6 protein-coding genes, 1 tRNA gene and 3 pseudogenes are annotated in these 18098 nt (G+C 69.4%); 3 read left to right on the top strand and 7 right to left on the bottom strand.

What is annotated here, in order from left to right; translation table 11 throughout:
• Nucleotides 1–88 precede the first annotated feature (88 nt).
• A complete protein-coding gene (locus DK427_RS09235; protein WP_109951011.1) occupies nucleotides 89–4129 on the bottom strand; it encodes a flagellin N-terminal helical domain-containing protein in 4041 nt (1346 codons plus the stop codon).
• 511 nt (nucleotides 4130–4640) lie between these two features.
• On the opposite strand from DK427_RS09235, the gene DK427_RS09240 reads away from it, so the two are divergent.
• On the top strand, nucleotides 4641–5570 hold the full coding sequence (locus DK427_RS09240) for a helix-turn-helix domain-containing protein (protein ID WP_162559756.1): 930 nt from the start codon (nucleotides 4641–4643) through the stop codon (nucleotides 5568–5570).
• A gap of 265 nt (nucleotides 5571–5835) precedes the next feature.
• Here DK427_RS09240 and DK427_RS09250 read toward each other — a convergent pair.
• Nucleotides 5836–6354 (bottom strand): annotated as a pseudogene (locus DK427_RS09250) (integrase core domain-containing protein); the annotation flags it as partial.
• A gap of 2 nt (nucleotides 6355–6356) precedes the next feature.
• Between DK427_RS09250 and DK427_RS09255 the strand changes: the two are divergent.
• Nucleotides 6357–7079: pseudogene (locus DK427_RS09255) on the top strand (IS3 family transposase); the annotation flags it as partial.
• Nucleotides 7080–7153: 74 nt separating this feature from the next.
• Nucleotides 7154–7414 (top strand): annotated as a pseudogene (locus DK427_RS09260) (transposase); the annotation flags it as partial.
• A gap of 520 nt (nucleotides 7415–7934) precedes the next feature.
• On the opposite strand, the gene DK427_RS09270 reads toward DK427_RS09260, so the two are convergent.
• From DK427_RS09270 to DK427_RS09290, 5 genes are all read right to left on the bottom strand, one after another.
• A tRNA-Gln gene (locus DK427_RS09270) sits at nucleotides 7935–8008 on the bottom strand.
• A gap of 897 nt (nucleotides 8009–8905) precedes the next feature.
• Complete coding sequence (locus DK427_RS09275; protein WP_342772544.1) at nucleotides 8906–12433, bottom strand: CheR family methyltransferase; 3528 nt, start codon at nucleotides 12431–12433, stop codon at nucleotides 8906–8908.
• Nucleotides 12434–12503: 70 nt separating this feature from the next.
• Nucleotides 12504–13517: a chemotaxis protein CheB gene (locus DK427_RS09280; RefSeq protein ID WP_109951015.1), complete on the bottom strand. Its 1014-nt coding sequence runs from the start codon at nucleotides 13515–13517 to the stop codon at nucleotides 12504–12506.
• Between the two features lie 104 nt (nucleotides 13518–13621).
• Entirely contained in the window at nucleotides 13622–16795 is a 3174-nt protein-coding gene (polA, locus tag DK427_RS09285) for a DNA polymerase I (protein WP_109951016.1), read from the bottom strand.
• Between the two features lie 112 nt (nucleotides 16796–16907).
• Complete coding sequence (locus DK427_RS09290; protein ID WP_109951017.1) at nucleotides 16908–18089, bottom strand: SMP-30/gluconolactonase/LRE family protein; 1182 nt, start codon at nucleotides 18087–18089, stop codon at nucleotides 16908–16910.
• Nucleotides 18090–18098 lie beyond the last annotated feature (9 nt).

Raw genomic sequence — 18098 nt, forward strand, 5'->3', positions numbered from 1 at the left:
CGCTCCGTGATCCTGAGGACGGGCCGGCGGCCCGTTGCACGACGCCGGCCGGTCGTCCCACCGGCCGGCGTCGCGTCGCGTCGCGCGCTCAGCGCAGGAGCTGCAGGATGCCCTGCTGCGCCTGGTTGGCGAGCGACAGCGCCGAGACCGCCAGCGAGTTGCGGGTCGAGAGCGCCTGGGAGTTGGCTGCCTCCTCGTTCATGTCGGCGTTGGTGAGGTTGGCCGCGCCGGTGTCGAGGATGTTGATCAGCGCCTTCGAGAACTCCTGCCGGTTCTGCACCACCGAGAGGTTGGCGCCGAAGGTCGAGGACTGCGTGCGCAGCGTGTTGGTCGCCGTGTTGAGCTTCTCGATCATGGAGGTGATCTCGTCGTCCGTCTGGAAGCCGCCGGTCACGGTGTTGAGGCCGAGCCCGTCCGCGTCGAAACGCACGCCCTTCACGTCGACCGCCGAGGTGTTCTTCTCGTTGAGCGCGATGTGCAGCGTGTTGTCGTTGCTGTTGTTACCCGTGCGGAACAGCAGGTTGATGCCGTTGTAGCTCGAATCCCGGGCCTGCTGGCTGATCTGGCCGAGCAGGTCGTTGAACTGCGACGCCAGCGTCTGCCGCACGGAACTCGCCCCCTTGCTGCCGCCGACATCGGTGCCGGTGGAGGTCATCGCGGTCGAGGTCGCGGTGCCGAACCCGATATTGTCGGTGCCCTTCGCCTGGAGCGTCAGCTTCTGGTCGGAGCCGGCCGTCGTGGTCGAGATCTGCAGCTTGCCGTTGTTGATGCTGGCCTGGACCTTGCCGGCGAGCCCCGTATCGGCCGCGATCTGCTGGTTGATCGTGGTGACGAGCTGCGCCGCGGTCAGCGTCGTCCCGGCGATGGTCGAGACGTTGATCGTCTTGGCCGGGTTGGAGCCGAGCTTCAGGTCGAACGAGGCGTTGGCGCCGGCGTTCAGGCTGCCGAGGGCGGAGACCGTGTTCAGCGTGCCCCCGACGATCGTCGCGGTGGACGAGCCGTCGGTCGCGTCGCTGCCCGACGAGGTCACGGCGTCGGCCGCCGTGCCGCTGCCGGCCGCGAAGGTGCCGTTGGCGGCCGTGTTCCGGCCGAGGCCGAGCCCCATGTCGTCGCTGAGCGCGTTGAGCGACACGGAGGCGGAGGCGCCGACCGCGTTCGAGGTGACAGTGAGGGCGCCGTTCTGGTCGAACGAGACGCGTGCCTGGATGGCCGCCGGGGCGTTGGTCGTGGCGTTCCTGTTGTTGTCGAGCTGATATTGGATCGCCGCCAGGACATCGGCCTTCGTGGCGCTGCCGGTGCTGCCGATCTTGGTCAGCCCATCGCTGCCGACGCTGGCTGCGTTGATCGTGATGGTGCGGGACGTGGTGGTTCCGTCGCCGATCGTGAAGCTTGCCGACTTCCCGCCCGACAGGTCGATCTTGCCGCTCACGGCGTCGAAGGCCGCCGCGGAGCCGGCCGTGGTCGTGGCGGCGGTGCCGAAGCCGAAACCGATCGTGTCGCTGACACCCGATAGGGTGGGAGCCGCCGAGGCGCTGTTCGGACCGACGAAGGTCAGCCTGCCCGAGGCGGAGTCGATGTAGGCCGAGTAGCCGCTCGTGCTGAGTTGGCTGTTGATCGCGCCCACGGCCGCCGCGAGGGTCGGGGTCTGGCTGAGGGTGCCGCCACTCCCGTTCGCAGTCGTTCCGTTGATCGTCACCTGCGTGCTGCCGATGGTGAAGCTGGCGGCCTGACCCGAACCGAAGGCGAGGTTGCCGCCCGGGAACGCCGTGTTGAGATTGGTGCCGAGCGACGTCTTCGCGGGCGTGCCGAAGAGCCCGAGTTGGTCCTTCAGTCCTGGATTGGTCGGCGAGGCGGACGTCGCGACGCTCGGAGCCGTCGCGCTGCCGGTACCGTCGCTGAACACGAGCTGATTGCTGCCGTTCACGCTGGCGACGGCAGTCGAGCCCTGGGCCTGCAATTGCAGATTGATCGCACTGGCAAGGCGGGACCCATCGAGCGAGGCATCGCTGAGCTTTCCGCCGGACCCGTTGTAGCTGCTGTTGCCGTCCAGCGTGACGGACGCGGTTCCGACCTTGAACGTCGTCTGCTGGCCGGTGCCGAAGGTCAGGGTGCTCAGCGTCGGCAACGCGTTCGTCGCCGTGATGGACGCCTTGACCGGAGGCGTGGTGGTCGGCGTCCCCGCTGCGGCACCGTCCGAGGATTGCGTCGCTCCGGTCGCGGTCAGGCCCTGATTGGGGGTGCTGTTGCTGACGGAGGTGAAGGCGAGAGCGGTGCCGCTACTCGCTTCGCCGTCGACGAATGTCAGCTTGGCGCCGGTGAGGTAGGCCTTGATCGTCGTCGGATTTGTCGGTGTACCGGTCTGCCGCAGTTGCTCGTTGATCGAGGCGACGATCTGTTCGCGTGTGACCGCACTCCCGTTGGCCCCGAGCGTTCCCGAAGGGCCAGCCGGCGAATTGGCATCGATCTTGATCGTCTTGCCGCCGATCGTGAATTCCGCCCCGTTGGAACTGAGGTTGGTCGACGCATCCAAGTCGGCCGCGAACGTGACCGTGGACGGCGTCGACATCAGGCCGATCTGGTCGTTGGCGACCGAGATGGCGAGCGCCGGGTTGGCCCGGTTCGCATCCGTGAAGGTCAGGCTGTTGTTGCCGTTGAGGCTTGCCGTCACGGTGCCCAGGCCGGCATCCGCCAGCTGCTTGTTGATCGCTCCGATGATGTCGCTGTTGGCCGGAGCGTTGCCGAGTTGACCGCCGCCGCTCTTCGCCGAGGTGGAATCGATCGTGATCTGCTTGGTGTTGACCGTGAAGGTGGTGCTCAGACCGGCCACGATCGCCGTGTTGGCAGTGGGGGCGCCCAGGATCTTGCCGAAGGCGGCCGACCCTTGCGTCCCGCCCGCCGGGGCAGCGAAGCTCGCGCCCGCGCCCGCCGTGGAGGCCGAGCTTGGCAAATCGGTCGGCGCCCTGGCGGCGTTCGTCCCGGCCGTGAACGTGTTGAAGCCGATGCCGGTGCCGTTGGCTCCCCCGGTGGTCGTGTCGGTGCCGCCCGTGACCGAGAGCTGGGCGTCCGGCCCGGTATCGCCCGAGACGAAGACGAGCTTGTCGACGTTGGCCGAGCCGTCGAGCGCCTGGGTGCCCAACCGCACCGTGGCGGTCGAGCCGGCCTTGCCGAGCTGGTAGTTGATCGCGTCGACGATGTCGGCCTTCTGGGCCTGACCGGTCGCGGCGTCGACCAGCTTGCGGCTGCCGCTGTCGTTGAGCACCGTGTCCTTGTCGAGCTTGACCGTCACGGTCTTGCTGCCGTCGAAGACGGTGAAGCTCGCGCTGCCGCCGTTGCCGAAATCGGCCGTGGGCCCGAGCGCGGCGTTGGCGGTGACGGTGGCGGCCTTCGGGGGCGTCTTGGCCACGCCGAAGCCGATATCGACGGTCGCGTTGCCCGACGCCGCCACCGAGACCTTGGCGGAGGAGCCGGTCGCCGTGGTGGCGAAGCCGAGGCGGCCGTCGTCGCCGATGCTGGCCTTGACCTTGCCCGCGAGGCCGCTGCCGGCGATCTGCGAGTCGATCGCCTTGAGGAGGTCGTCGGCCGAGAGCTTCGAGAGATCCGTCAGGCCGGTATTGGCGAGCGCGGTCGAGTCGAGCCGGATCGTGGTCTTGGTCGTGCCGCCGTCGAGCGAGATGTCGAGCGAGGCGTCCTTGGTCGGGCTCGACAGGTCGAAGGTCGTGCTGCCGTCTAGGCCCTTGGTGCCGAGATTGTCGAGCGTCGCGGTGCCCGCGGCCTTGGCCGCCTGGGCGGTGGCGCCGCCCTTCACGCCGCCGCCGCCGCCCGTCTTGTCGGCGATCGCCTGCTGGGCCGTCGACTTGGCGGTGTCGATCAGCTTCTGGATCGAGCTGATGCCCTGGCTCGCCGCCTGGATCGTCTGGATGCCGTTCGAGATGCCGTCCATCAGCGCCGAGAGGTCGGACGAGCGCGCGGTCAGGCTCTGCGAGGTGAAGAAGTTCGTCGGGTTGTCGAGCGCCGAGGTCACCTTCTTGCCGGTCGAGAGACGGGACTGGGTGGTCGAGAGCAGGTTCGCGGTGTCCTGCAGCGAGAGCAGGTTCTGCCGCGTCGCGGCCGAGAGCGTGATGGATGACATTCTGAGATCCAGTCGGGCGAGAGGCCGAGCACGTCGGCGACGTCACCATCAGGCGCCCGATGAATTAATCCCGTTCTCAAGATTTGATCGGATTGATCCGATATTGGTCGCACAGAAAATCAATAAAGTGCTCTCGAGTCTCAAAGAACTATTAGGGATCGTCACGTCGCATATTCTTCGCTTTTCGTCTCAATCAGTACGGATATACCGAGGCGTTCGGCGGTCACGGGGGGGCGGCAAACTCCGAGACCGAGATCGTCGCAAATTTTGACATTTCGGTCCGATTGCCGGCCGCTGAAGTCGGGTCTAAGAATTTTCGCCGATCAACCAGCGTCGATTAGGAAACGCTGCTCGGTGTTGAAGCGGGTTTCGGCCTGGTCCAGCAACGGATGCCGTTTCGACGTGTGGCTGGACTTGTTTCCTGCATAGCTTGACGATGTCGGACACACCTTTTGCCCAATTCGTCCCCTGCGATGATCCTGTCGCGGCGTGGAAAGCCTGGACCGAACACTTGGCGCCGATCTTCGACGCCCGGCCTGTTGCTGACACCCATGTCGGCGCGTCGATCGGGATGCGCAGCTACAATCTCGGCACCGTCCTCGTCGGCGAGGTCTCTGCGCCGGCCCAGAGCCTCGAGCGCAGTGCCCGCAAGGCCGCGGCGCAGGGCCTCGACCATGTGCTCGTCCAGTACTATCGCGGCGGAACGAGCGTGGTGCGCACGGAGCGCGGCGAGGCGGAGGTCCGCCCCTCCGACTTCGTGGTCTACGACCTCGCCCAGCCGATCAGCATGACGGCCTCGGCCGTGACCGCGACGAACATCCTGCTGCCCCGCGCGGTGCTCGGGGAGCGGATCGCCTCGATCGATGGCCTGCACGGCTGCGTTTTCAACGGCGGGCGCGATGCGGCCACGCGGATCTTCTCCGCCTACCTGCAGGACGTGGTCGCCCACAGCGAGCAGCTCGCGGCGTCCTACCATCCCGGCATCGCGGAGGCGGCGGCCAAGCTATGCTGCGCGGCCCTTCCGGCCGCGGCCGGCGACGCCGTCATGGCCGAGCGCCGGGTCAGCATCGAGATCCGCGCCTTCATCCAGACGCATCTCGGCGCACCGGACCTCGGACCGGATATGATCTGCGAGCGCTTCGGTCTCTCCCGCGCCACGCTCTACCGGCAGTTCGCGGCCGATGACGGGGTGCAGAACCACATCCGCAACCGGCGCCTCGCCCGGGCCATGACGCTGCTCACGCGCCCGGGCAACGGGCGGCCGCGCGTGTCGAGCATCGCCTACGCGGTGGGATTCACGGACGAGAAGACCTTCAGCCGCGCCTTCAAGCGGCGGTTCGGCTTCCTGCCGCGCGACGCCGCCACCGATCGGGCGGTTCTTCCGATGCACAGCGATCCGGGCTCGATGCTGGGTGCCTGGCTCCGGCAGCTCGCAGCCTGATCTCGACGCCGGGACAGAAGGCTGGCGCCGCGTGCCAGGCGGCGGCCGGACGCAAGCGGACCGCCGACGAGATCGATGATCCAGCACCTGCTCCTGATCGCCCTCGTCTGCTTAGCTTTCAGCCTCGGCTCCAGAGCGGTGGCACCGACCATCCGAGCCATGATGCAGCGCGCATCCGCCGACCTTGATCCGCCCCGACCGAAGTGGTCCGCCCTGAGGTATGGCCCTGACCTGACCGGTATTTTGGACCGAGCCGCGTGAGAGGCTACTGCATGGCCGCTGCCATGGGTAGGCGGAAGGCCGGATCGGGGAAGCTCACGGGCGCGGGCGGCCGATAGCCTAGGGACGCGTGCGGCCGGACGCGGTTGTAGGTGTTCTGCCACAGGGCGATTACAGCCTGGGCTTCCTGGAGCGCGTAGACGATCTCCTGGCGCAGGCACTCGTCGCGCAGCTTGCCGTTGAAGCTCTCACAGTACCCGTTCTCCCACGGTGAGCCCGGGGCGATGTACTGGATCTGCGAGCCTGTCTTGGCGGCCCGCTTGCGCAGGGCCTTCGCGATCATCTCAGGGCCATTGTCGCAGCGGATGTGCTCGGGGATGCCGTGCAGGCACATGGCGTCGGCCAGTGCCTCGGTCACACCGAGGCTGTTGATGCGCCGCGCCACCTTCAGCGCGAGGCAAGCCCGGCTGTGCTCGTCGATCAGCGTCAGGATGCGCAGGCTTCGCCCGTCGTGAGTCTGCCCCTGCACGAAGTCGAAGCTCCAGACGTGGTTGCGGTGGAGCGGATGGCCGCTACGGCTATCGCAAGATCAGCGCAGTGCTGAAGGCGGCCGGCTGGCTGGTCCACGACAAGCGGGTGGAGCGGATCTGGCGGCGCGAGGGGCTGAAGGTCCCGGCCAGACAGCCCAAGCGTGGCCGCATCTGGGACGAGGACGGCTCGTGCCTGCGACTGCGGGCGGAGCGTCGCGATCATGTCTGGTTCTACGACTTCGTCGAAGCGCGCACCTATGACGGGCGCAAGTTCCGGATGCTCAACGTGGTCGATGAGTTGACGCGGGAGTGCTTGGCGATCCGGGTCGCGCGCACGCTCAAGGCGGCGGACGTCATCGACGTGCTGTCCGACCTGTTCATCCTGCGCGGTGTGCCCGGCCACATCCGCTCGGACAACGGACCAGAGTTCGTCGCCAAGTCGGTGCAGGCCTGGATCACCGGCGTCGGCGCCCAAACAGCCTACATCGCCCCCGGCTCGCCGTGGGAGAACGGATACGTCGAGAGCTTCAACGCGCGCCTGAGAGATGAACTTCTGAACGGCGAGATCTTCTACACGCTCAAGGAGGCGCAGATCGTGATCGGGAGTTGGCGACGACACTACAATGGCATGCGCCCGCACGCCTCGCTCGGCTACCGACCACCGGCCCCGGAGGTGTTCGTGCCCACCTTGTCCGCTTGGCCGGCTGCGCTCACCCGACCGGCTCCGCCGGCCAAGCTACCCGTGGAGCAAAGGCCGTGACCCTGACCCAGCAAGCTGGTCCGCGCTGAGCGCAAGTTTTTGGGCATCCTGAACCCTGAAGGAGGGTGGATGCCATGCCCCGCAAACGCTTCACGAACGAGCAGATCGCCTTCGCCCTGCGACAGGCGGAGAGCGGCGCGACGGTGGACGAGGTCTGCCGGAAGATGGGCGTGTCTGAGCCGACATTTTACCGCTGGAAGAAGCAGTTCGTCGGCATGGGCGTGCCGGAGATCCGGCGGTTGAAGCAGCTGGAGGACGAGAACAGCAAGCTCAAACGACTGGTGGCCGACCTGACGCTGGACTGCTCCATGCTGCAGGATGTCCTCAAGCGAAAGTGGTGATCACCGAGGATACGCCGCTCCGCCTTGCGGTCGCCGCGGCCATCGCCTTCCCTGGCGGTGGCATGACCGTGAGTGGCTTGCGTCGAGAGAGGGACGCCTGCCGACTGCAAACCGAAATCGTGGCAGGGAAGGAGTTCACGACCCTCCGGGATATCGGAGCGATGCGGGAGGCATGCCGCGGACCGCACCTCCCCACTCTCCTCCACAGATCGAGCTGCCCGCCGAAGAGCGTTTCGCAGCTGCTCAAGTGGCCCTCCTCGCCGTTCTCAATCGGTCCTTGCCGATGGTCAGCGAGGCGCCCGCATCGTCACGGAAGAAGTGCCCTCCGGAGCCAGGGTGAGGCCGCCGATTTCAGGGGCGCCCGTGTTCCATCCGTGTTGCACGGAGCCGCCGACCGCCCAGCGTAACCCATTGTAAAAGCAGGGGGCGTGTTGCGGCGTGTTGCAAGCCGTTCGAGCAGGCGTTTAGGCATTGAAAAACCCGCCAAGTCGTTGACTTAGCGGGCTGAATTAGATGGCTGGGGGACCTGGATTCGAACCAGGACTAGAGGAGTCAGAGTCCACCGTTCTACCGTTAAACTATCCCCCAATCGCGACGCGCCCAAGATTCGGCAGCGGCGATGCTGATCCCGGTCGCGGTGCCGTGGGGCGATCCGCTCGGGTGCGGCTCACTTAGGGGCAAAGCCGGCCCAGGTCAACTGCCCGGTCGAGGAGCCGTCGCGTGGCCGAGAACCGTCAGGGCGTTTTCGCCGGCTGCACCAGCCAAGCATTGCAGTTCCATCCAGATCGGGCCTGACATGGAGCTGTCGAGCCGTCTGTGCAGCGAAGTCGGCGGCGACGGCTGTGATCTGTGAGCTGGAGACAGCCGCGCCTGTAGGCATCCGTCCTACGCCCGCGCACGCCCTGGCTACACATGCGCCTGATTGAGGCCTGTCCTGCTTCATCTGGAACGTCTAGACCGTGGGCCGAGCTGCCCGTGCGCCGCCATACCGGCGAGCATTGCGACTACGAAGATGCGGATCACCCGCCCCGAGGCGGCAGGCAAAACGGGGGCGCTACGGCGCTTGACCGTTCACGGGGCGGATGCGGCACCGGAGAGTGCGTCGTCTGCGAGGGTCGCGGCAAGGCGCTCGCCGTCTCGCGGATCCCCGGGCCGGCGGCGGAACTCGCCCAGCCCCGAGCGTGCCCGCAGCTGCCAGACGCCTTGGGCCGATCCAGCGGGTGATCTGCGATCGTGGCTCTTCGTCCGATGCGTGGCGCGAGACGATCCGCCGGATCGGGGCCTAGCCGGTGGTGCCCGCTCATCCGACCCACCGCAACGCTGCCCTCTGTACCGGACAGCCGATCGATTGTGGCATGGGGTCGAGAACCTCTGGGCGCAGCTCAACGAATGGTGCGCCCTCGCCACGCGCGACGACGAAACAAGCCACGCCTTCCGCTGTAGACTGTACCTCGCCGCCGCGCTCGAATGATTGCCAGACTGGCCCTAGCCCGGACCGGCACCGTCCCGCCGCCGCCGCTCGAGCGGCAGGTCGATCGTGCAGTGCACGGTGCCATCCCGCAGCTCGTAGTGCGTGCGGGCGTCGAGCGCGTAGGGCAGGGCTTTCTCGATCAGCTCGCGGCCGTAGCCGCCATTCACCGCGCCCTCCGCAGCAGGCGTCCGGACGACGCCTTCCTCGGTCCATTCCAGGGCGAGGCGGCGCTCGCCCGCCTCGTCCGCATAGGTCCGCCAACGCACGCGGAGCAGGCCGTCCTTCGAGGCCAGCGCGCCGTACTTGCGGGCGTTGGTGGCCAGCTCGTGGAGCGCCAGCGCCAGGGTCTGGACGCTGGCCTTGCGCAGGCAGACGTCCGGTCCTTCGAGGCTGACGCGCTCGGTCATCGCCGCCCCGAGCGCGTCGAGCTCGCTGCGGATCAGGGCGCTCAGCATGATCGACTCGTCGCCCGCCCGCGAGAGCAGACCCTGCACACGGGAAAGCGCACCGAGGCGGTCGTTGAAGCGCGTGCGGAAGTCGTCGAACGTCGCGCTCGACGCCATGGTCTGGTGGGCGATGGAGCGCACCACCGTGATCAGATTGCGGGTACGGTGCTGCAACTCGTTGACCATCACCTCCTGCTTCTCCTGCAGCTGGCGCAGGTCGTCGATGTCGGTCGAGGTCCCGAGCCACTCCACGATGGCGCCGCGCTCGTCGCGCACCGCGGTCGCGCGCATCTTGAACCAGCGGTAGAGGCCCGTCCCGCCGTGGCAGATCCGGCTCTCCACCGCGAGCTGTCCGGTGCCCTCGGCCTCGCGCCAGTGCGCGAGCACCGCCGCCCGCTCGTCGGGATGCAGGGCCTTGAGCCAGCCGTGGTCGCGGCTCTCCGCCTCCGTCAGGCCGGTATAGGCGCACCATTGCGGGCTGGTCCATTGCCAGCGCCCGCCATCGACCGCCCGCCAGACGAGCTGCGGCATGCCCTCCACCAGGGCGCGCAGGCGCCGCTCGCTCGCCTGCTGGCGCTCCTCCGCGAGCTTGCGGGCCGTGATGTCAACGAAGGTGACGACCACGCCCGCGATGAAGTTGTCGACGCTGCGGTAGGGCAGGACCCGGACCATGTAGCGCGCGCCCGTGGTCGAGCCGGTGATCTCGCGCTCCACGGCGGCGAGCGTGCGCAGCACGCGCCGGGCGTCGTCCTGCAGCTCCTCGTAGGCGATGCGCGACTTGATGTGGGCGATCGGCCGGCCGACGTCGGACTCGACGAGGTGGAAGATCTCGGTGACCGCGGGCGTGTGGTTGGTCACCCGGAGGTCGTTGTCGAGGAAGACCGTCGCGATCTGGGTGCTCTCCAGGAAGTTCTTGAGGTCGCTGTTGATGCGCCCGAGCTCCTGCACCCGGTGGCCGAGCTCGCCGTTGACGGTCGTCAGCTCCTCGTTGACCGATTGCAGCTCCTCCTTCGAGGTCTCCAGCTCCTCGTTGGCCGATTGCAGCTCCTCGTTGAGGGACTGGTACTCCTCGTTCGAGGCCTTCAGCTCCTCGTTGGTGCTCTCCAGCTCCTCGATCGTCGCCTGCAGCCGGTCCTTCGTGGTGCGCAGCTCCGCCTCGAGCCCGCGGGTATAGGCGTGCTGGCCCGAGGCGGAGCCACCGGAATCCGCATCCGCGTCGCGCGCCGCCGAGCCGTCCTTGAACAGCACGAAGTAGCTCGCCGGCCGGCCCGGCTCGTCCTGGAGCGGCTCCACCACGATCTCGACCATGATGCGGTGTCCGTTGACCCCCATCCGCACGCCCTCGGTCCGGACGGGGCTCCGGTCCGCCATCGCCCGCTCCAGCGCCGTGCGGAGGTCGAGGCGCAGGTCGGGATGGACGAGCTGGAGGAGGTTCAGGGTCGCGGTGCCGCCCGCCGGGTCGATGAAGCGCCCGGTGCGGCCCGAGAAGTGCAGGACCGTGCAGGCCTCGTCCACGATCACGTAGGCGGGGGCGTGGCGCTCGGCGAGGCGCTCGGCCCGGCGCGCGAGACCCGCCTCGATGTGGCGGGGGCGCTCGTCCGTCGTGGTTCCGGCGGGACCGGGCCGGCGCACCGCCGTGAAGGGGAAGTCGGGAAGAATCCGGGCGTGGGTCTCCAGCCGCCAGAAGATGCGGGAGCGGTTCTCCACCGGCGTGAACAGGTTGGCGTGGCGCGACACGTTCTCGGAGGTGCCGAGGAAGAGCGCGCCGCCCGGGCGGAGCGCGAAGTGGAAGACAGGGATCGCCCGGCTCTGCAGATCGGTGTCGAGATAGATCAGCAGGTTGCGGCAGGAGATCAGGTCGAGGCGCGAGAAGGGCGGATCCTTGATGATGCTGTGCTGCGAGAAGATGCACATCTCCCGCAGCTCCTTGATGATGTGGTAGGTGTTGCCCTCCCGCACGAACCAGCGCGCCAGCCGCTCCGGACCGACGTCGCGGGCGACGGTGTCGGCGTAGCGCGCGGCGCGCGCGGCGGCGAGCGCCCGCCCGTCGAGGTCGGTTGCGAAGATCTGGACCTGCGGCGCCTCGTCCAGGGTCGCCATGTGCTCGCGCAGCAGGATGCCGAGCGAGTAGGCCTCCTCGCCCGTCGAGCAGCCGACCACCCAGACGCGGACATGGTCGTTGCGCCCCTTGCCCGCGAAGAGCTGCGGGATCACCGCGCGCTCCAGCACCGCGAATTCCCGGGCGTCGCGGAAGAACTGGGTCACGCCGATCAGCAGGTCGTTGAAGAGCTGCTGCACCTCCTCGTGCTGGCCGCGCAGGTACTCGACATAGGCCCCGATCTCGCTGCGCTGGACGACCTGCATCCGGCGCTGCACCCGGCGCAGGAAGGTGCCGGGCTTGTAGCCGTGGAAATCGTGCCCGGTCCTGTCGCGCAGCACCGCCGCGATGCTGGCGAGCGCCGCCGTGTCGGCGCCCGTTCCGACCTCCTCGCGGGTCGATTGCCGGATATAGGCCGCGAGCCGCGTCGCGAGCTCCTCGACCGGCAGGATCGCGTCGGCGAGGGCGGCCGGCATGTTGCCGATCGCGAGGTCGCCCGCCCGGGTGCTCTCGGTCTCCTCGGCGAGGGTGAGGCCGCCGGCCTCCTTGACCGCCTTGAAGCCCAGGGTGCCGTCCTCGCCCGTATCGCCCAGGACCACCGCGATGGCGTGGCCCTCCGCGTGGCGCGCGAGCGAGACCAGGAAGCTGTCGATCGTGCCCCGGCGCCCGGCCTGCTCCTCCGGCACGGCGGTGCGGAAATGCCCCGCCTCGATGCCGACCAGGAGGTCGGAAGCGGGCAGGTAGATCCGGCCTTCGAGCACGGGCTCACCGTCCGCGATCCCCGAGAACGCGCGCCCGTTTGCGCGGAGCGCCTCGGCCAGGCGCTCCGAGTCGAGCGCCTGGCGGTTGCGCAGGACCACCACGATCGCGACGCCACCGCCGAGGGGCAGGCTCTTCAGCAAGCGCTCCAGCGCGGCGGTATCGGCCCCGTCCCCGGTCAGGGCGACGATCACGCGCGCGCGCTCGGAAGCTGCCTGCGAGGCCGGTTTCTTCGCCACGACCCTTACCCCTCTTGCGCCGCGGGCGCCCGCGGCCATCGAAGCCCTGCGGCCGCCCCGCTGGCGCGCCTCAGGCCTCCGGCTCCCCGCCGCCGCCGCGGGGCTCGAACGTGTCGAGCACCGCGCGGCGGAGCGTTTCGGTATAGTCCCGATACTCGGCCGCGCGCGCCTCGTACATCTCGGCCACGGCGTTGCGGCCCGTCTCCCGCGCCTCGACGGCCATCCGGGCGACGAGTTCCGCCCGCTCGCCGACGATGCGCAGCGCGACCCGCATCGCCTCGTCGACCGCGCCCTCCTGGGCCTTGGCGGCCGCCTCCGCGGTGTAGGCGTGCCCGACTTGGCAGCGGAAGCGCAGGGGTCTGGCCCCGCGCACCTCCGAGAGCACGCCGCCGCAATGGGGGCAGGAGAGGGCGACCGGGTCGGCGAAGCGCCGCAACACGCCGCTATCGATCCGTTCGCCCGCCGCGATGTCGACCTCCAGGCGGATCTCGGGCGGCACCGGCAGGCGCGGGCCGGCCTGCTCCTGCACGAGGTCGGCGAGAACGTCCCCGATCCGGTCGGCCGGCACGGTGAGGCCGTCCGCGACCGCCGCGAGCGCGCTCCTCGGCATCTCGTCGGCGATCGCGTCCGCCGGATCCTGCACGAGCGCGACCCCGCCGCAGCGCCGCACCGCGTCGAGGCCCGCCGCGCCGTCGTTGAGGAGCCCGCTCAGGATCACGCCGATCACCCGCGGCCCGTAGGTCGCGGCGGCCGAGCGGAACAGCGGGTCGATCGAGGGGCGGGCCATGTTCTCGCGCGGGCCCCGCCCGAGCCGGATCCGCCCGTCCTCCAGGATGAGGTGATGGTCGGGCACACCGAGATAAATGTGCCCCGGCGCGATCGCCAGGCCGTCCTCCGCAGGGTGGACCGGCAGGCGCGCGGCGGCGGCGCTCACCGTTGCGAGCAGGCCGAGGCTCCGGGCCGGGATGTGCAGCACCACGAAGATCGCGGCCGCGAGCGTGTCCGGCAGCGCGCCCAGAATCGCCTTCAATGGTGCGGTTGCGCCGGAGGAGCCGCCGATGACGATGATGTCGCGATTGCTCATCGGATGCTCACGAGGTCTGGGGGATGCCTCGTCAACCGAAGGCGCGACCGTGCGGTTCTGCGGCCGGCCCCGACTGCTTCCGCGCGCCTCCTCAGTGCGCCTCCTCAGTGCGCCTCCTGCCAGTTGCCGGCGTCTCGGGCCTCGACCACCAGCGGCACCCGCAGCGTCAGGGCCGGGGCGGGCGCCTGCTCCATCACCGCGGCGATCACGGGGAGCGCCCGGGCGACCTCGCCCTCGGGCGCCTCGAAGACCAACTCGTCGTGCACCTGCAGCAGCATGCGCGCCTCGATCTTCTCGGCGGCGAGCGCGCCCTCCATCCTGGCCATGGCGCGCCGGATGATGTCGGCGGCCGTGCCCTGGATCGGCGCGTTGATCGCCTGCCGCTCCACGCTCGCGCGCTCTTGCGGGTTGTTCGAGCGGATTTGCGGGTAGTGGCAGACCCGGCCGAACAGGGTGGTGACGTAGCCCTTGTCGCGGCAGAGGCGCTTCGTCGTGTCGATGTAGTCCCGGATGCCGGGGAAGCGCTCGAAATATTGCTTGATGAAGGCCGAGGCCTCGGCCTGGCCGATGCCGAGCCGGTCGGCGAGGCCGAAGGCCGAGATGCCGTAGATGATGCCGAAATTGATGGTCTTGGCCCGCCGCCTGAGATCCGGCGTCATATCGGAGAGCGGCACGCCGAACATCGCCGAGGCGGTGGCCGCGTGGATGTCGATGCCCTCCGCGAAGGCCTCGCGCAGCTGCGGCACGTCCGCGATGTGGGCCAGGATGCGCAGCTCCACCTGGCTATAGTCGGCCGAGATCAGCCGGTTGCCGGGGGCGGCCACGAAGGCGCGGCGGATGCGCCGGCCTTCTTCCGTGCGGATCGGGATGTTCTGCAGGTTCGGATCGGAGGAGGAGAGCCGGCCCGTCGTGGTGGCGGCGAGCGAGAACGAGGTGTGGACCCGGCTCGATTCCCGGTCGGCATGGGCCTGGAGCGCGTCCGTGTAGGTCGATTTCAGCTTCGAGAGCTGGCGCCACTCCAGGATCTTCTTCGGCAGCTCGTGTCCGGCCTGTGCCAGCTCCTCCAGCAGCGTCGCGGGGGTCGCCCACTGGCCGGACGGCGTCTTCTTGGCGCCGGGCAGGCCCATCTTGCCGAACAGGATGTCGCCGATCTGCTTCGGGGAGCTGACCGAGAACTTCTCCTGCGCGTCCTCCTGGATCTCCTCCTCCAGGCGCGCGAGCGTCTGCGAGAAGTCGCCGGACAGCCGGCTCAGCATGTCGCGATCGACCCGGATGCCCGCCCGCTCCATCCGGGCGATCACCGCGATCAGCGGGCGCTCCAGGGTCTCGTAGACGGCGACCCGCCGCTCGGCGACGAGGCGCGGCTTCATCATGCGCCAGAGGCGCAGGGTCACGTCGGCGTCCTCGGCCGCGTAGGCGGTGGCTCTGTCGATCGCGACCTTGTCGAAGGTCACCTTGTTGCGGCCGGTGCCGGCCACGTCCGCGAAGGTGATCGGCTGGTGGCCGAGATGGCGCCGGGCGAGTTCGTCCATGCCGTGCCCGCCCTTGCCGGCGTCGAGCACGTAGGAGATCAGCATCGTGTCGTCGAAGGGCGCCACCTCGATCCCGTGGCGGGCGAGCACCAGCCAGTCGTATTTCAGGTTCTGGCCAACCTTCAGGACGCCCGGATCCTCGAGCAGGCCCTTCAGGCGCTTCAGCGCGGCGGCGGGGTCGATCTGGCCGGCTACGCGCCGGAACTCGCCGGTGGCCTGCTTCGCCGTGCCGAAGAGGTCGCCCTCGCCCGCGCCCTCGACCGGCGCGACATGCTCCAGCGGGATATAGGCGGCCCGCCCCGGCGCGGTGGCGAGCGAGACGCCGACGAGGCCGGCATGGTGCGCGTCGAGGTCGTCGGTCTCGGTATCGACCGCGACGATTCCGGCCTCCCGCGCCTCCGCGATCCAGGCGTCGAGATGTTCGAGCGTGCGGATCGTCTCGTAGGATTCCGTGTCGAAGGGCTTGACCGACTCCGCCGCGCGGGCCGCCACGAGGCCACCGGGCGTCGGCTCGGGCGGGGCCCTGTTGCGGGGTGCCGCATCCGGCAGGTCGAACGCGGCGAAGGGATCGACCTCGCCGCCCTCCGGCGGCGCGGCGCCCGGCGCGCGCTCAGGCCCCGCCGCCGCAGTCTCGGGATCGGGCGGCACGGCATCGCCGAAGAACGGCACCGCGTCGCTGCCGCCCTCGGCGTTGGCGTAGCCGTGCGCCCTGGCGCCCGGCAGCAGGCGCGGGTCGGGCCGCACCGCCTCCGGATCGACATGGAGCATCTGGGCGATGCGCCGCGTCAGCGTGTTGAACTCCATCGCCTTGAGGAAGCCGACCAGCCGCTCCGGGTCGGGGGCGGGCAGCGCCAGGGCGTCGAGCGGCACGGGGACGGGCACGTCCTCCATCAGCGCCACGAGCCTTCGCGAGAGCTTGGCCTGGTCGATGTTGGCGAGCAGGGTCTCGCGGCGCTTGGGCTGCTTGATCTCGCCCGCCCGCTCCAGCAGCGCCTCCAGGCTGCCGAACTCCTTGATCAGCGCGGCCGCCGTCTTCAGGCCGATGCCCGGCACGCCCGGCACGTTGTCGGAGGTGTCGCCGATCAACGCCAGCGCGTCGCCGATCTGGTTCGGCTGCAGCCCCTCCCACTTGGCGACGATCGCCTCGACGTCGAGGTTGCGCTCGGGCCGGTAGCCCGGCTTGCCCTTGGCGCCCGATTCGAAATCGTAGAAGCGCACGAGGGGGCCCACGAGCTGCATCAGGTCCTTGTCGGAGGACACGATGATGACGCCCGCGCCCCGCGCCTCCGCCTGCCGCGCGTAGGTGGCGATGAGGTCGTCGGCCTCGTAGCGCTCCAGCTCGATCGCGTGCAGGCCGAAGGCGCGCACCGCGTCGCGCATCAGCGGCATCTGCCGCTTGAGGTCGTCCGGCGCGTCCGGGCGGTGGCCCTTGTAGTCCGGGAACATCTCCTTGCGGAAAGACCCTTCCGACTTGTCGAAGACGATGCCGAGATGGCTGGGCTTCGTGCCGGCCGCGCCGTCCTGAAGGAACTGCGCGATCTTGGTGCAGAACAGCCGCACCGCGCCGGTCGGCAGCCCGTCCGAGGGCCGGGAATTGTACTTCTGGTCTTGGTTGATCGACTGGAAATAGGCCCGGAAGATGAAGGACGAGCCGTCCACCAGGATCACTTGGTCGCCGGGGCCGACCGGCTTGCCCGCGCCTCCCTCGGCAGTCTCGCTCGGCTGGGTCTCGGTCTTCGCGCTCATCGGGCCTTCGCGTCGCATCGCCAGGGGCCCTGTCTAGTGCCGTTCCCGCCTGCGGGAAACGGGGGCCGGGGCCGCGGGGCCGGGCATCCTGCGCCCGGTGCTCCGCTCACTGTCAGACCCCGTCGACCGGGTCGGCATCGATGCGCACCCGCAGGATCGCGTAGGGCGGCCTTTGCAGGTCCTGCCCGGCGTTGAATTCCGGCCGGCGGTTCACCTGCGCGGCCGAGATGTAGAGCCAGCGCTCCGGTGTGATCCAGAAGGTGTCGGCCCAGACCAGCCGGTCGTCTGCGGCCAGCACCGTGATCCGCCCGTCCGGATCGCGCCGGCCCACCGCGTTGTGCTCCTGCAGGCTCAGGTAGACCCGGTCCTTCGAGTCGGTGGTCAGGCCGCCCGTCAGGCCCTTCTCGCCGAGATCCTTCACGCTGGCGGCGACCATCGCGTCGCTCGCCCCCGGATCGAGCAGGGCGGCGGTGTCGACCGCGTAGAGGTGCCGGGCCATGAGCGGCGCGTAGTAGAGCCGCGCCCCGTCCGGGCTGAGCGCGATGCCGTTGGCGCCGCCCTTCGGGCTCTGCGGCGGACCGTCTCCCTTGGTCTGCATCACCGGCCGCCGCTCGACGAACTTGACGACGCCCTTCTGCGACTGCGTGCTGGCGTGCTCGGCCAGCCGCCGCAGCACCAGCCCGCTCGTGAGATCGACGGCCAGGATCGCGCCCTTCCCGTCCTGGCCCTGGTCGGTGATGTAGGCGACGGGCCGTCCGTTCAGCCGTCCGACCCGCAGGTCGTTCAGCGAGGAGGTCGGCGAGACACCGGAATCGAGCGGCACAACGCGCGCGATTCGGTTCGTGCCGATGTCGATCTGGACGAGCTTGGCGCCGCCCGGAACCGGCGCGCCCTTGCCCTCGGGCAGGCCGGCATCGAGCAGCCAGAGCGTGTCGTCACGGTCGAAGACGCCGTTCGGGACGTGGAACAGGCTCGCCTGCGGGCGCTTCGGGTCCGGCCGGTTGCTCTCGGCATCGGGATAGGGGCGGACGGAGCCGTCCGGCATCACCTCGCCCACAGTCACCGGCACGTCGGCGGTGAAGCGCGGCATCATCACGAAGACCCGGCCCCCGCGCGCGATCGCAAGGCCGGTCGGCGTCGAGGGTGCGTCGGCGAGGTGGGCGAGTTCGAGCGCGCCGACCGGGCGGCTCGGGCTGGCGGTCCGCGCCTCGGATCTCGCGCGGGCGGGGCCCGCCGCGCCGGCCGCGAGCGCGACGAGGCCGGAGCCGATCAGGTGGCGGCGGTCGATGGGCAAGCGGCTCTC

The sequence above is a fragment of the Methylobacterium radiodurans genome (assembly GCF_003173735.1).
GTDB lineage: Bacteria > Pseudomonadota > Alphaproteobacteria > Rhizobiales > Beijerinckiaceae > Methylobacterium > Methylobacterium radiodurans.